Genomic DNA, 14,562 nt, shown 5'->3' with positions numbered 1-14,562 from the left:
AGCCAACATCAATGTTGGCAATGATGACGCTATCGCGAGCAGGCTCACTCCTACAGGGGTTTTGTGTACAGCATGGAACAGTGTTCAGCTGTTTTGCGTCTGCACAACAGGCGTCACGATTGTTGGCGGTTTCTGCTTCGCCGCGCGCTCTCCGAGGAACAACACGGAGGTGAAATTGAACCGACTGAACACCATCGCCAACACCACCGGCCCGAGCAAGCCACAACTCCAGCCGCCCAGCACCAACAGGCTTTCATCCTTAACGCCCAGGCGCCCGAGCACAAACCGCGAGGTCGCGGCGAACAGCACGTGAAACAGAAAAATCGCATAAGAATAACCGCCCAGCCAGGTGAGCGCTCTGGAACGCATGTCACTGGACAACAAGGCGATGCACGACACACAACCCACAATCAGCCCGACCACACTGCGACGGTCGACAATCAACTCGCGATCCATCGCCGCCACGTACAGCAGCGTCAGCGAGATCACCACAAACAGCAGTGGCCCGCTGACTTTGAACGTGCGTTTCAAGCGCTCGACGTTTTTCTGGCCGATCATCCCCGCGACAAAAAATGGCAGCAGGTAAATCGCGCCATTGATGCCAAACGCATCCAGCGGCAACGGCGGCAGCAAAAACAACACAGCTGCAAATGCAAACAGCCCATACAGCCGCGTCGCCGAACGCAGCAGGCCGCGCCACTCCAGCAGGCCGACGAACATGAAAATGATGAACACCGCCTGCAAAAACCAGAAGTGGTTGATCGGCACCCAGAACGACAACAGTGCATCGATCACGCCGACGTCTTTGTTCACCCCCGGCCCCACCGCTTGCAACACCGAGAACGGCACACCGACGCAAAACAGCGGCACGATCAAGCGCCGCACCTTGCCGCTGAAAAACGCAGAAAAGTCATTGCCGCGAATCTTGTAGATCGAATAGATGTACCCGGAAATGAACGTGAACAGCGGCATGCGCACATACACCATCGAATCGGCGAGCACCCGAAACGGCGAGCCGATGTCGATCTTCAAGCCGCCGCCCAGCGGACCGATGACGTGATAGAGCACCAGCAGCAGGCACGCCAGGCCGCGCAGGGTTTCGATTTCCAGGGATTTGTTCTTGCTCGACATAGAGCACCTGCCTTAAGTGAGAATTCGTGATTCGACCTGCGCCGGTTTGTTCGCGCGCAGCATCAATCCCAGGCCAACGAACAACACCGGCACCACCATCGAGAAGTGCCGGGCGAAGGAGCCGAAGTCTGGCTCGAACAAGCCCTGCACCAGCAGAAACGCCAACGGAATCGCAATCAGCTCCTTGGGTTTGGTCTGGATCGGCGCGCCCTTGTAATCGGTCGAAGTGATGACTTTGAACAGCAGCAGCGCGGTCATGATCATCAGCGCAACGAAGATCACCTGCCCCGGCCCGGACAGCAGAATCAGCTCCACCGGGAACGACAGGCGAAAGAAGATGATCATCGAGTCCAGCGCCTGCGAGACGAAGTCGCTACCGCTGAGCCACGAGACGATCAGCGACTTGGAGCCCTCCTCGCCCGCCGTGCGCAGCTCGTTGTTGCTGGCGCGAATCGACGACACCGGAAAGCCCAGCGCCACCTGAATTGCCATCGCCACCGCCAGGTAAAACAGGAACAGCATCAGAAAGAAGGTGAAGCGCGACACGTATTTTTTCATCACGCAGACGCCGACCCACGACAGCGAAAACAGAATCCAGTAGGGGCGGATCAACACGCCGTAAATCACCGCTGAGAGGAAAAAACCGCCGCGATATTTACGTGTCAACGAGCTGAGCAAAATGCTCAGCACCGCCACCGAAACGATAATTTCCTTGGTCAGGTTCTCGAGGAAAAACGAACGCACAACGCCCCACAGGCACAGGGTGCCGAAGATCGTCAGCGGCATGCGCCGAAAGACAATCACCGGAATCGCCGTGAGGAAGAAATTGCAGAACATGCCGTAGGCCCAGGCATTGGTCAGGTTGATCCCGGTGGGCCGCAGCAGGAACGCCGAACACTCGTAGGACGAGCGATCCGGCGAGAATGGGTTCCAGAAATTGCAGTTGTCGGCGCGCGCGTAGGACGACCACAAGGTCATCGCGTCCGGGCCCGGATCGCGGGGTACCAGCAGTGGCATTGCCACCGACAGAAACAGCCCGGTGAACAGGATCAGGAACGAAATGGACGAATCGAGTCTGCGCCCACGAAACTCGATGCACGGCAGCTTCAGGCCCATGACAGCGCGGCCTTCTTCGCGCCGGTGACGCGAGTCAACAGGGCAATCACGGCCAGTTGCACGACGATCGCAAAGACATTGCCCCACGCCGCGCCATAGATCGAGTAATGCTTGATCAGCAGGTAGCTGACCGGCACCGAAATCATCAGGCAGAGGGCCGCGCTGGCCAGCGACACCCGGCTGTTTTTCGAAGCGATCAAGCCGCCCCAGACGATGTCGCCAATTGCGCGCAAGGCGAAGGAAAAGATCAGCACGCCGAGGATTGCGTTGTCCGGACGCGGGACGCTGGTGGCGACATAATCGAGCACCACGTTGAAGAACAGATAAATCGCCACCGCCACCGCAGCCGAGACGACCAACGAGCGCATCACCCACTTGTTGATAAAGAGTTGCTTGACCGTGAACGCCTGCCGATCAGCCTGGAAACGCTTGGCCAACACCGGAATGCCGACCACCGCCACCACCGCATACGACAACGCCTGCAAAGTGTTCGCTGCCGACCACGCATAGACGTATTTGCCGAGGCTGGCGTAGGGTTCCAGATCGATGATCAGAAAGCGCTCGGCGTACTGACTCAGGGCAATCAGCCCGGTGCCGAGATAGAACGGCAACCCGGCTTTCCACACGGTCGCGGTGTCCAGCGCCACCGCTTCGCGGCCCTTGTGTACCTTCACCACAATCAGGTAACCGACCGCGATCACCAACACGTTGGCGACCACCCACAGCCACAACACACTGGCGATGCCCGCGACCCAACCGAGCATCATCCCGCCCACCGCCAACAGCGCCCAGAGGCCAGTCTTGATGAAGAACAGCAAGGCCCCTGCCGTGGCTTTTTGCGCGGAAAACACAAAGGAATTGATCTCGAACGACAGGTGCTCGGTGAGCAACACCAGGGTCACGCAAAGGATTAGCAACGCCGCCGCTTCCACCTGCTGGAACAGCGAATACACCAGCACCGTCGCCACCGACAGCAGCAGCCCCACCGCCAGGTACAGCAGCAGGACTTTGTCGACCACGCGACGGGAACTGCCACCCACGCTGATCAGCCGATTGATCTCGGAACTGAAACCCACACTGTAAAACTTCGAAGCGATCAGCGACGCCGCGACCACCACGCCGTAAAAACCCAGCGCCTCATAACCGAGGTAATGAGTGATCGCCAGCACCAGCAAGAACTTCGCGGCCAAGGCTCCGCCGCGAAGCAACAGCCGAAATATCATCGAATGACACCCTTGATGATCTCGTCCATGGCCACGGTCTTCGCCTCGATCTCACGGCAGGTGTCGGTCAGGCGCTGGCCGAAATCAGACAATGCGTTGGGCTTGTAAACCGTGTTGATGATGGTGTCGACATCGATGTCGCCGCCATTGATCACCCAGTCTTCCACGCCCATGTCCTGATACGCGCCAAAACCCTTGCGCTCGTAGCTGATGTGATACGCCGGCACGCCGGAGAGCAGCGATTCGATCGCACCGTGCAAGCGCACGGAAATCACCAGATCCGGTTGGTATTTGGCGATGGTCGCCTTCAGTGACAACAGGTCTTCGGTAATACCCAACTCGCGATAGAACGCCCCGTCATCGTTGCCGCGCACAGCACTCTGCACGGCGCAGACCACTTTGCTTTTGTTCTTCAGGCGCTGCAGTAACAGCTTGAGATTGGCGACATAGGCGAGCTTCTTTTCCTTGCTCCACTCCGGTGGCTTGCGCAGCACCACGCAGACCGTGGCCGGCGAGGCGGCGCAGCGGGTGAATTTCGGTTGCGCGAGGATCTTGCTCGCCAGCGACTGCACTGCCAGATCCGGCGCGCGATAGACATTTTCACAGGCATCGAAGATCGCCGAAGAACGGTTGTCGCGCACAAACACAGCGTCGGCACCGGCGTAGTGTTCAACGATCTTGCTGCTCTCGCCGTGGAACGGACCGATGCTTTGCGGCAAATACACCGACGGCACTTTGCTGAGAATCGCCGTCTCCAGTTGCTTGGCGTGACCGAGCTTTAACTTGATGTGTTCGAAAGCGCTTTTGGAGCGCATGTAGCCGCCGCCGACACCCACGATCAGGTCGGTTTTTTTCAGCAGTTCGGCGAGCCCGGCATAGGACTGATTGAGGAACACCGCTTGCTTGACCCGGCCCAGTCCCTTGGCCGCCATCACTGGCGCGTCGAAGCGCGGGTGCGGCAGGTAACTGAAAGAGTCCGGATCGGAGGCCACGACATTGATCGAAGTGTCCTCACCAAAATTGCGCTGCACCAGGGCAATCGCCAGATCGACGAGCAAGCCGTCACCAGAGTTGGACGCACTGTAGCCATGCAAAATCGTTACGTTCATAAGCTTGAGTTCTACTTAATAAGTGGGAGCGCGATACAAGTCGTAGGTCTGGCGGATCATCAGCGCGGCACTGAAGCGCTCGCGCACGATGCTGCGGCCTTCGTTGCCGAGGTCGAGCAGGCGTGGCTTCTGGATGATCGTCAGCACATCGGCCAGCGCCTGGTGGTCACCGGACGGAAAGACATAGCCGGACACTTCGTTGGTGACCAGTTCAGGCAGCGAGGTGCAGTTGCTGGCAATCACCGGCAAGCCCATGGCCATGCCTTCGAGCGGGACCATGGCAAAGCCTTCCCAGCGACTGGGCACGATCAGCGCGTCGGCTTTCTGATACAGCGCCTGCACTTCGCTTGGCGTGACCCACGGCAAGTATTCAACCGAGTCCATGGGCGGACATTCGACCGAGTCCTCGTTGACCGCACTGCCGACCACCGTCAATTTCAGGTCGTTGCGGTTGACCTTGGCGTAGGCCTTGAGCAGCACGTCGAAACCTTTCTGGTAGTCGAGGCGGCCGACGAACAACAGATGAATCGGCTCGCTGCCGGTGGCTTTCGGCGCGTCATCCTTATGATGAATGCCGTTGTAGATCAGCTTCATGCGCTTGCGCTCGATGCCGAACCGTGCGGCTTTATCCAGCTCGTACTGGCTGACGCAGATGATCACGTCGGTGACTTTTTGCAGCACCCGCTCGATCCACGCATACGCTTTCTGCTTGATCGGCGAGCTTTCCATCAGAAATGAAAACGCGTGCGGGCAGTAGACGATTTTCGGTTTGCGCCAGGGCCGTAACAGCACGCACACGCAACGGCCGATCACCCCGGAAAACGTGCTGTGCAAATGCACCACATCGGGCTTTTCCTTGAGCATCACCTGGGTCAGTCGCCAGGCAAAACGCAACAGCGACGGCACATTGCGGCCACTGCGTGGAAAAGTACGGATCTGTTGCGGCGCGATGCCGTGCAGCTCCCTGGCCTGGTCCTCGGGGACCAGATAAACCATCTCATACTTCGCCGCGTCACCTTCCGGCGAGGCCGAAATGGTGCGGATGACCGTCGCGACGCCACCTTTGATCGTCTCTGCCACGTGCAATATTTTTTTCACAACTCACCCACTTCAAACAGGAAAAAAAACAATCGCTGACAGTCAGGCTTTGTCGGACGCATATTCGTAGTTGTAATAGCCGTTGCCGCCGTAATAGCTGGCCGCACGCTTCTCGACGCCGTTGAACACCGCGCCTTTCAACTCAATGCCGTTTTGCGCGAAGCGGCGAATGGTCAGCTCGATCTCTTTGGCCGGGTTCACGCCGAAACGGGTGACGATCAGGCTGATGCCGGCTTCGCGGCCGACGATGGCGGCGTCGGTCACCGCCAGCAGCGGCGGCGTGTCGATGATCACCAGGTCGTAGAGGTCGCTGAGTTGCGCCAGCAGCTCGCGGAAGTTGGCGTGCATCAACAGCTCGGACGGATTGGGCGGGACCTGCCCACGGCTGATGAAGTGCAGGTTGTCGACTTCGACTTTATTGATCGCCTGCTCAAGGGTGCAGCGCTTGACCAGCAGGTCGGACAGACCGTTGGCAATCGGCGTGTCGAGGGTCTTGTGCAAATGACCTTTGCGCATGTCGGCATCGATCAGCACCACGCGCTGACCACTGAGGGCCATGACCGCGGCGAGGTTGGAAGAGACGAAGGTCTTGCCGACCTGTGGGCTCGGCCCGGAAATCATGATGCGGTTGTTGGTCGAATCCAGCCCGGCGAAGTGCAGACAGGTGCGCAGGCTGCGAATCGATTCGATCGACAGATCCGTCGGGTTGCGCAGGGCCAGCAGGTACGCCGGCTTGTCCACACCATCGCGCGCGCGGCCCTTTTTGCTGTCCTCTTCTTCCTGCAAGGCGCTGTACGGAATCGACGCGTACACCGGCAAGCCCAACTGCTCGATGGCCTCGGGACCTTCCAGGCCACGGCTGAGGGATTTGCGCAGCAATACCAGGGCAACGCCGACAAAAGCACCGAGGAATGTGGCGATCAGCACGATCAGCGGTTTTTTCGGTTTGATCGGGCTGGTCAGGTCGACGTCGGCGGTATCGACCAGACGAACGTTACCGACGGCGCCGGCGCGCACGATGTCCAGTTCCTGGGATTTGTTCAGCAATTGCGTGTAGATCTGCGAGGCCACTTCGACGTCGCGGGTCAGGTTGAGCAATTCCTGCTGGGTGGCCGGCAAGTCTTGAACCTTGCCTTCAAGAGATTTCTGCTGCTGGGTCAACTCGCCAATCTGCGTCATCAACGCGCGGTAGGCCGGGTGCTGTTTGGTGAACTTGCGATCGAGTTCCGCCTGCTGCATTTTCAGCTCGGAAATCCGCGTTTCAAGCGCCACGGACTGACCGAGCACCGATTGCGTTTCCAGCGAGATGTTCACGGTCTTGCCGTGGGTCTGGTAGGCGTTCAAGGCATCGCTGGCCTTGGCCAGATCGCGTTTGACCTGGGGCAGTTGGCTTTGCAGAAACGCCAGGCTCTGCGCCGCTTCCGCCGAGGTGCGACGCACGTTCTGCTCGACGTACAGAGCGGCAATCTTGTTAAGGATTTTCACTGCTTCGGCGGCGTCCGAGCTGGCCAGCGCCAGACGAATGATCCCCGATTCCTTGCCTTGCTCGGAAATGTCCAGCGCGTCCTGATAACCCTGAATGGTCACGATCCGCGGATTGCGCACCACCTGAAAACGTGTGCCGGGATTGGCCGCCAACTGAGCGATCTGCCCTTCTACGCCGTCGTTGGTAAACGCTTCACCCGCCACGCCTTCAACGAGCAGGTTGTCGTTTTCATCGAACAGCTGGAAGCGCTGCTGCTCGCCGGCGATCAGCGTGAGTTTCTTGCCGAGCAGGTCTTTCGGCAGTTCGAGCCGGCTGAACTGCAGGCGCTCGCCGCCCCAGGCGTAGCTGTTCAGGCCCAAACGCGGCGGCGCGACGCTGGTCTCACTGTCGCCGCGATAGCGACGCGAAAGAAAGCCGCCGATCAACGGGAACGTGTTGGGCGTGACGTCGATGTCCAGGCGCAGGTCGTCAACGGTTTTACCAATCACCGCGCGAGACTTGATGATGCCGATTTCGGTCACCGACGGCGATTGCCCACCGAGCATGCTGTTGAGGTCGGAAAAACCGAGCATGTCGTTCTTTTTCGGTTCGACCTGCACCAGTGCGTTGGCCAGGTAGACCGGGGTGGCCAGAACCGCATAGGCGACGCCGGTGACCATGAAGGCACCGGTGAGCGCGCCGATCAGCCATTTCTGGTCAATTAGACTGCCAAAGATGCCCATCAGATCAATACTGTCTTGATCGTTGTCACGGTTGCCGATTACGGACGGTAACTGCATAAGTCTGTTCTTACCATTCACTGTTCTGAAGAATATTGGTCAATGCCCGAGACGCTTTGCCCATGAACTAACAGCATCCTCAATCAATGCGTGGGCATGAATAAAAGCGGCCTTGCCTTGACGATACGGGTCGTGTATTTCGCGCTCGCTCTGCCATTTACCGAGCAAAAACACTTTGCCCCTGGCGTGCGAGGCAATCTTCAGCACTTGATCGACATGCTTCTTTTCCATGACCAGAATCAGATCCGAGTCATTGACGATGTCCGAAGTCAGCTGCCGCGCCTTGAACGCTTCGGCGCAATGCCCGTGGTCTTCGAGCACCTGCCGCGCCGAAGGCTCAACGCCCTCGCCCACGCGGGCGGAGAGGCCGGCGGAGGACACCGTGATGGCCGACGGGCCCAGCGCGTTGCGCAGCAGTAGTTCAGCCGTCGGACTTCGGCATATATTGCCCACGCAGACAACGAGGATCTTTTTGAACAAGTCTTGCTTTCCTGTGTAATATCAAACAGCCAACATGCCGCACAAGTTAATGAACCCTCGCGACTTTCCTGCACTCAGAAATAGCTTCGCCCTGTTAGTACAGGACATTAAGTACCACAGCGTTTTAAGCCGCCCCAACCACAATTAGCGGACTAAAAATAACTGTGATTTTCAGCTGCGTTTTTCCTGACAAAAAATAACATTCACGCACTAAGTGCCATCACCCTTATCGAAAATTGAGTAACGGGATCCATTATTCGTAGTTGTCATTCTCTCCGGGAGAGCAGACATGAAATCAGCACATCTGAATAAACTCGGCGCCCTCGCCCTGATGGCGCTCGGTGCAACCAGCCAGGTTCACGCCAGTGAGCTGTTCCCTAACCTTCCAGCAAAAACCATCGGTGTTCAGGTCAAGATCCAGAGCTTCACCGCCGCCGATGCCGCCCAAATCAAGGCGGCCGGCTTCAGCTTCGTGCGCTTCGGCGTGTGGAGCGACAGCCTGACCGCCCAGACCTACCAGAAGCAGGTCAGCGATGCTTTCGCCGCCGCCGGCTCAGCCGGGTTGCCCGTGCTACTTACAGTGCGCGCAATCAAGGCACTGCCCGCCACTTCGCCCACTGAACTCGACGCAGCCGGCGGTAAGTTTGCCAACGCCGTGAGCGGACTGGAAAAGTCCTACAGCGCGCAATTGGTGGCAATCGAGATCTGGAATGAGCCAGACCTGGCAACCTACTGGCCAACGGGCAACTTCGACACCACCTTCGTGCCGTTCATGGCGGGTATGTGTAAAGCGCTGGAAGCTCAGCCTCAGCTGGCGCCGCGAGTCGGTTTCGGCTTTGCCCGGGCACCGAGCGCCGCCTCGGCCTCGACCGTTGCGCTGAAACGCATCGTCAGCGAACACCCTAAATGCCTGAACGCCGTCTCCTACCACCCGTATGGCATGACCGCCACCCAGATCAGCAACGCACAGACATTCATCCAGCAGAACTTCAATCTGCCGGGCGTCATCAGTGAGTGGGGGGTTTCCGCGCTCGCGTCCAACGGTGGCCCCGAAGGGCAAGCGACCAGGATCAACGCATTTATCACGGACGTTAAACGGCTGAATATTCCGTTGACCTCTATCTACGAGTGGAGAAACAGCGCCACGGGCAGTAACGAACGCGAGCAGAATTTTGGCTTGCTGACCTCCGACGGTCAGGCGAAACCGGCACGGCTGTCGGTCGAGCCGCTGTTAAACGCCGAGTAGCGCCTTGGGCGACCGACCTGTTCACAGGTCGGTCGCTTTGAACCTGTGGGCGGTTTTGGCATCGTATTCATCGACACCGCGCCCCGCCTTTCAAACAATCGTTTTCAGGTTGTTGCCGCAGGGGCCATCGATCCACGTACACACCCTTGAGTGGCTGTCAGCGCTCGGGTAATGTCATCAGACCCATAGGATAGAGCACGCCCATGACTTCCAAGCTGGAACAACTCAAACAGTTCACTACCGTCGTTGCCGACACCGGCGACTTCGAAGCGATCGCCCGGGTCAAGCCGGTCGACGCCACCACCAACCCTTCCCTGCTGCTCAAGGCCGCAGCGATCCCGGGCTATGCCGAGCTGCTGAACGCTTGCGTCAGCGATTGCCGCGGCGATGTCGGCCTGGCCAGCGATCGTTTTGGCGTCGCGGTCGGTCAGGAAATTCTCAAGGTGATTCCGGGCCGTATCTCCACCGAAGTGGATGCGCGCCTGTCGTTCGACCAGGAGGCCATCCTCAAACGTGCGCATCGCCTGATCGAACTGTACGACAAGGCCGGCATCGGCCGCGATCGTGTACTGATCAAGATCGCCTCGACCTGGGAAGGCATCCGCGCTGCCGAGATCCTCGAGAAGGAAGGCATCCAGACCAACCTGACCCTGCTGTTCTCCTTCGCACAGGCTGCCGCGTGCGCCGATGCCGGGGTGTTCCTGATTTCGCCGTTCGTGGGGCGCATCTACGACTGGTACAAGAAGGCCAACGGCAACGACTACACCGGTGCCGACGATCCTGGCGTACAGTCGGTAACGCGCATCTACAACTACTACAAGGCCAATGACTACAAGACCGTGGTCATGGGCGCCAGCTTCCGCAACCTCAACCAGATCGAGCAACTGGCCGGCTGCGACCGCCTGACCATCAGCCCGGATCTGATCGACAAGCTGGCTGCCGACACCGGCAAGCTGGAGCGCAAACTGGCGCCGGGCAATGCCGGCGAAGCCCGTCTGAGCCTCAACGAAGCGCAATTCCGCTGGTTGTCCAACGAAGACGCGATGGCCACCGAGAAACTGGCTGAGGGCATTCGTCAGTTCGCGCGTGATCAGGAGAAGCTTGAGGCGCTGTTGCAGGCCAAGCTGTGATTTGAGTATGTGAAATGCAAAAAGGGCGAACCTGTGAGGGTTCGCCCTTTTTTGTGTACGCGCTACTGCGGTGAGCATCTATGGCGAGGGGCAGTGAACATCTGTGGCGAGGGTGCTTGCTCCCGCTCGGCTGCGCAGCAGTCGTAGACGCTGCCGACTCGGTGAATCAGGAAAACTCACATCGCCTGTCTGGGGCCGCTTCGTAGCCCAGCGGGAGCAAGCTCCCTCGCCACAGGGCCATCAATGTCTTTCGAGCGCATTCACCAGATCATGAAACGCTTCACGATTGGAGTCGTTCAGGCCCATGAGGATCTTGTGCGCTTCGAGCACCTTGATCCGCACCACTTCTTCCGACTGGTCCTGGTCCGGCAGGTCATCGAGGCACTCCGGGCAAGGCACCGGGTGGTTGACGATGTTGAACACCTGCTCGAAACCCATCGATTGCAGCAGACGGGTGATGTCTTCGTGGGTGGTGACGACGGTCGGCAGCAGGCCGACCTTCTGGCGCGACAGGATCGACAGTTTGGCCAGCAGGCCCAACGTCGTGCTGTCAATGCTGCGGGTTTCGGTCAAATCGATCACGATCGCGTTGAAATTCAACGCCGTGAAGATTTTCTCGATAGTCGCATCCAACGCCGAACACAGGGTCAGGCGAACTTCACCGACGAACTTCAGGACGAAGGTGCCGTCCTGCTCGGCGAACTGGATTCTACCGGTACTCATTAAAGATTCCTGCTCAACACCAACAGGGCGATATCATCCGGCATCTCCCCTAGCGTGGCCAATCCAAACACTTGCCGCAGACCATCCAGGCTGCCGCCCGCCAACTTCACCCGCTCGGGCAAAGCAGCTTCTTTTTCTTTGAGCGTAGCTTCTGGCAAAAGATCCAGAATGCCATCCGACATCAGCGTCAGGCTGAACGACGGCGGCAGCTCAAGCACGTGATCTTCGTAGGTGGCTTCATTGAAGAGGCCCACCGGCAGACCACGCCCTTCGAGGTAACGAACACTGTCTGGCGTGTACAACACTGGCAACGGCAGATGCCCGCCGATGCTATAGGTCAACAAACCGGTCTCCTCGTCGATGACTCCACCGACCATTGTGACGTGTTTACCCAGCTTACAGCTGATCAGCCCCCGGTTGATATGACCGAGCACTTCCGACGGCTTGAATTCAGGCAATGTACCGCTGCGCCTGGATTCGAACAGCAACCGTGTGGTCATGAACTTCAGCAGCACTGTCACGAAGGCTGAAGACGCGCCATGGCCCGAGACATCCGCCAGGTAAAACGCAACCCGGCGCTCGTCGACGCGGAAATAGTCGACAAAATCCCCCGACAGATACAGCGACGGGATGATCTGGTGGGCGAAGCTGAATTCGTCAATGCGCCACGGGCTTTCCGGCAGCATGTTCATCTGTACCTGGCGACCGGCGTTCTGGTCTTCCTGGAGCAGGTTCAGGCTGGCTTCGAGTTCGCGGTTGGCCTTTTCCAGCTTCTCGCGGTAGCGCTGGTTTTCCAGCAGCAGCCGTGCACGATCCAGGGCCCGGCGCACGGAGTGCTCGAGCACGGCCAGATCTTCGAGAGGCTTGATCAGGTAATCCGCCGCCCCCAGGCGCAGGGCCTCGACCGCGTCGTTCATCACGCCGGCACCCGACACCACGATCACCGGCGTTTGCGGTGACAGCTCGGTGACCTGGCGGATGAGTTCGAGTCCGCCCATCTGCGGCATGCGCAGATCGCAGATGACCAGGTCGGGCTGGTCTTGCTCGAATACCTGAAGGCCCTGTTGACCGTTGCCGGCCTGCAGGACGCTGAAACCACTGTCTTCCAAATAGGCCGCGAGACTCGCGCGCACTACTTCGTCATCATCGATTATCAGCAGCGTGGCACTGGTTTTTGGCATGTGGGCAAACGGCGCCAGAATTAGGTTGGCGTAGTTGGCGGAGCATTGGCCCCTGCGCAGACTACTGGATTCGCTTTCTAGCCTCTCTGGCACAGCGGTTTCGAGCATAGGCTCCAAACGCGGTTACACCAGAGGTGCCCTTCTAAGGCGCAGACGGTACTCCCATCCGCGGGGCGTTTCAAGCGTACGCCGATGGTCGCTTCGCGACTTTGTTTGTCAAAGCACCGAGAGTTATAAGAACGGCGCGCAGCGTAACCCGATGGAAGGTCCCACGGGCTCTGGGCGATGCGCTGGCACCGACAAAAAAGGCGACCCGAGGGTCGCCTTCCTGTGCAGCGGCCGAAATCAGAAATCGTCTTCGACCTGGCCGTCCTTCACCTTGAACTCGCGGTTCTGCAAGTAGGCGTTGCGGATAAAGGTGTACTTGTCGCCGCTGATCAGCTTCTCGCTCGACAGCAGGCCGGCGCGGGTGTCGACGATGTTCAGGCCGAAAATCGAGTTACGCGTCGGCACGTGGTCGATGTAACGGTACGGGCCGGTGAAGCCGTCGACGTACTTGGACGGCGCGTCACGCAGGGTACTCGGGCCCATCAGCGGCAGCATCACGTATGGGCCACTGCCCACGCCCCAGTAGCCGAGGGTCTGGCCGAAATCTTCGTCGCTGCGATTGAGGCCCATGTGGGTGCCAACGTCGAAGAAGCCGAGCAGGCCGAACGTGGTGTTGAAAATCAGTCGTGCGGTATCGACGCCAGCGGCAGCCGGTTTGGCCTGCAGGAGGTTGTTCGCCAGGTTGGTGACGTCACCGACGTTGCGGAACATGTTGTGAATGCCGTCTTCGACAAATTGCGGTGTGACGTATTGATAGCCCTGCGCCAACGGCTTCAGCGCGTAGGTATCAAGGAAATCGTTGAACTGGAAAATCGGCCGGTTAACGCTTTCCCAAGGGTCTTCTTCTGTTGCCGCCTGACTGGCAAACGGCGCCAGCAACAGGCCGGCACATACACTTAGCTGAGCGAGCGGATGGCTCCAGCGCATAGAAAAACTCCTTGGATTTGATACTGGCGAAGGCTTCGGAGCCCAAGCGTTAAGGCCGCTAGTATAAGCGTAAAAGGCAATTTGGGCAGTGCAGCGATGCAGCTGACTGTAGGAATATTCCCGCATTCTCCTGCGCCTGATTGTCATCCAACTGTCATCGACCGCCCCTAGCCTTAGGGTTTATTTCAGGGACGTTGCCATGACTCACGCCGAAACCTTGCCCGTCGCCGCGCCCAGCCTGACCGCCGTACTGTTCGGGCTCAGCGGCTGCCTGGTGGATTTCGGTGGTGGCGCACGACGCCAGAGCATCGCGCTGCCTGAGCACGCTGCTCCCACCCCGGGCGCTCTGGAGAGCTTACGCAGTTTGCAACGCCAGCAGATTCCCTGTGCCTGGCTGGACGAATTGTCCCCTGCCCTCGCGCAACCCTTGTCAGCCGCCCTGCCGGCCTGGATCAAACCCGCGCAACATTCGGCAACAATCAATCCGTGGCCCGCCCCGAACGCGTGCTGGCAGGCCTTGATGGATTTGAAGGTCGACAGCCTGGACGGTTGCGTACTGGTCAGCGGCGAACCCCGGCTGTTGCAAGCAGGCCTCAACGCCGGACTGTGGACCATCGGCCTCGCCTCCTGCGGCTCGCTGTGCGGCCTGACACCGGAGGAATGGCAGGCGCTGGATCACAAAGAACGTGAGCAGTTGCGTGGCAAGGCCACCGTGCAGTTATTCGCGCTGGGCGTGCATTCGGTGATCGACCATCTGGGTGAACTCGACACCTGCCTGGCCGACATCAGCCTGCGCCGCCTCAAAGGCGAAAAGCCCTGATCAGG

13 protein-coding genes are annotated in these 14,562 nt (G+C 59.0%); 3 read left to right on the top strand and 10 right to left on the bottom strand.

Going from position 1 to position 14,562, the window contains the following annotated elements; genetic code table 11:
* Window positions 1-84: 84 nt before the first annotated feature.
* The 7 genes from HU743_RS21475 to HU743_RS21445 are packed head-to-tail and all read right to left on the bottom strand — an operon-like array spanning window position 85 to window position 8,422.
* Window positions 85-1,131 (bottom strand): acyltransferase, encoded by a 1,047-nt coding sequence (locus HU743_RS21475; RefSeq protein ID WP_186651101.1) that lies wholly within the window; start codon window positions 1,129-1,131, stop codon window positions 85-87.
* Between the two features lie 12 nt (window positions 1,132-1,143).
* Window positions 1,144-2,247, bottom strand: a complete 1,104-nt coding sequence (locus HU743_RS21470) for a hypothetical protein (RefSeq protein ID WP_186550440.1) — start codon at window positions 2,245-2,247, stop codon at window positions 1,144-1,146.
* The gene (locus HU743_RS21465; protein ID WP_186651099.1) at window positions 2,238-3,470 is read right to left on the bottom strand and encodes a phosphoribosylaminoimidazole carboxylase; all 1,233 of its coding nucleotides are present in this window, start codon (window positions 3,468-3,470) and stop codon (window positions 2,238-2,240) included. Before HU743_RS21465 ends, HU743_RS21470 begins: the two co-directional genes overlap by 10 nt.
* Window positions 3,467-4,579 carry a polysaccharide pyruvyl transferase family protein gene (locus HU743_RS21460; protein WP_186621839.1) on the bottom strand — a complete coding sequence of 371 codons (1,113 nt, stop codon included), beginning with the start codon at window positions 4,577-4,579 and terminating at the stop codon, window positions 3,467-3,469. The genes HU743_RS21465 and HU743_RS21460 overlap by 4 nt, the downstream gene beginning before the upstream one ends.
* 15 nt (window positions 4,580-4,594) lie before the next feature.
* Window positions 4,595-5,677 (bottom strand): glycosyltransferase, encoded by a 1,083-nt coding sequence (locus tag HU743_RS21455; protein ID WP_186651097.1) that lies wholly within the window; start codon window positions 5,675-5,677, stop codon window positions 4,595-4,597.
* A 42-nt stretch (window positions 5,678-5,719) separates the two neighbouring features.
* Window positions 5,720-7,942 (bottom strand): polysaccharide biosynthesis tyrosine autokinase, encoded by a 2,223-nt coding sequence (locus tag HU743_RS21450; RefSeq protein ID WP_186651095.1) that lies wholly within the window; start codon window positions 7,940-7,942, stop codon window positions 5,720-5,722.
* A gap of 39 nt (window positions 7,943-7,981) precedes the next feature.
* Window positions 7,982-8,422: a low molecular weight protein-tyrosine-phosphatase gene (locus HU743_RS21445; RefSeq protein ID WP_186621841.1), complete on the bottom strand. Its 441-nt coding sequence runs from the start codon at window positions 8,420-8,422 to the stop codon at window positions 7,982-7,984.
* A gap of 289 nt (window positions 8,423-8,711) precedes the next feature.
* Between HU743_RS21445 and HU743_RS21440 the strand changes: the two genes are divergently transcribed.
* Window positions 8,712-9,668 carry a glycosyl hydrolase family 5 gene (locus HU743_RS21440; protein ID WP_186651093.1) on the top strand — a complete coding sequence of 319 codons (957 nt, stop codon included), beginning with the start codon at window positions 8,712-8,714 and terminating at the stop codon, window positions 9,666-9,668.
* Between the two features lie 203 nt (window positions 9,669-9,871).
* Window positions 9,872-10,798 (top strand): transaldolase, encoded by a 927-nt coding sequence (tal, locus tag HU743_RS21435; protein WP_186651091.1) that lies wholly within the window; start codon window positions 9,872-9,874, stop codon window positions 10,796-10,798.
* Window positions 10,799-11,038: 240 nt separating this feature from the next.
* Here tal and rssC read toward each other — a convergent pair whose 3' ends face one another.
* The 3 genes from rssC to HU743_RS21420 all read right to left on the bottom strand — a co-directional run bounded on the left by rssC (window position 11,039) and on the right by HU743_RS21420 (window position 13,737).
* The gene (gene rssC / locus HU743_RS21430; RefSeq protein WP_003226553.1) at window positions 11,039-11,521 is read right to left on the bottom strand and encodes an anti-sigma factor antagonist RssC; all 483 of its coding nucleotides are present in this window, start codon (window positions 11,519-11,521) and stop codon (window positions 11,039-11,041) included.
* Window positions 11,521-12,702 (bottom strand): two-component system response regulator RssB, encoded by a 1,182-nt coding sequence (gene rssB, locus HU743_RS21425; RefSeq protein WP_186550424.1) that lies wholly within the window; start codon window positions 12,700-12,702, stop codon window positions 11,521-11,523. The genes rssC and rssB overlap by 1 nt, the downstream gene beginning before the upstream one ends.
* A 345-nt stretch (window positions 12,703-13,047) precedes the next feature.
* Window positions 13,048-13,737: a VacJ family lipoprotein gene (locus HU743_RS21420; protein WP_186550422.1), complete on the bottom strand. Its 690-nt coding sequence runs from the start codon at window positions 13,735-13,737 to the stop codon at window positions 13,048-13,050.
* 199 nt (window positions 13,738-13,936) lie between these two features.
* Between HU743_RS21420 and HU743_RS21415 the strand changes: the two genes are divergently transcribed.
* Complete coding sequence (locus tag HU743_RS21415) at window positions 13,937-14,557, top strand: HAD family phosphatase (RefSeq protein ID WP_186651089.1); 621 nt, start codon at window positions 13,937-13,939, stop codon at window positions 14,555-14,557.
* Window positions 14,558-14,562 lie beyond the last annotated feature (5 nt).

The organism is Pseudomonas sp. SWRI99 (assembly GCF_014270125.1).
GTDB lineage: Bacteria > Pseudomonadota > Gammaproteobacteria > Pseudomonadales > Pseudomonadaceae > Aquipseudomonas > Aquipseudomonas hamedanensis.
This window is presented reverse-complemented; position numbering and strand designations above follow the sequence as displayed.

Bases quoted from the DNA above. Each gene is read 5' to 3' on its own strand.
- HU743_RS21475 (WP_186651101.1), bottom strand. From the start codon at position 1,131: ATGTCGAGCAAGAACAAATCCCTGGAAATCGAAACCCTGCGCGGCCTG.
- HU743_RS21470 (WP_186550440.1), bottom strand. From the start codon at position 2,247: ATGGGCCTGAAGCTGCCGTGCATCGAGTTTCGTGGGCGCAGACTCGAT.
- HU743_RS21465 (WP_186651099.1), bottom strand. From the start codon at position 3,470: ATGATATTTCGGCTGTTGCTTCGCGGCGGAGCCTTGGCCGCGAAGTTC.
- HU743_RS21460 (WP_186621839.1), bottom strand. From the start codon at position 4,579: ATGAACGTAACGATTTTGCATGGCTACAGTGCGTCCAACTCTGGTGAC.
- HU743_RS21450 (WP_186651095.1), bottom strand. From the start codon at position 7,942: ATGCAGTTACCGTCCGTAATCGGCAACCGTGACAACGATCAAGACAGT.
- HU743_RS21440 (WP_186651093.1), top strand. From the start codon at position 8,712: ATGAAATCAGCACATCTGAATAAACTCGGCGCCCTCGCCCTGATGGCG.
- tal (WP_186651091.1), top strand. From the start codon at position 9,872: ATGACTTCCAAGCTGGAACAACTCAAACAGTTCACTACCGTCGTTGCC.
- rssC (WP_003226553.1), bottom strand. From the start codon at position 11,521: ATGAGTACCGGTAGAATCCAGTTCGCCGAGCAGGACGGCACCTTCGTC.
- rssB (WP_186550424.1), bottom strand. From the start codon at position 12,702: ATGCCAAAAACCAGTGCCACGCTGCTGATAATCGATGATGACGAAGTA.
- HU743_RS21420 (WP_186550422.1), bottom strand. From the start codon at position 13,737: ATGCGCTGGAGCCATCCGCTCGCTCAGCTAAGTGTATGTGCCGGCCTG.
- HU743_RS21415 (WP_186651089.1), top strand. From the start codon at position 13,937: ATGACTCACGCCGAAACCTTGCCCGTCGCCGCGCCCAGCCTGACCGCC.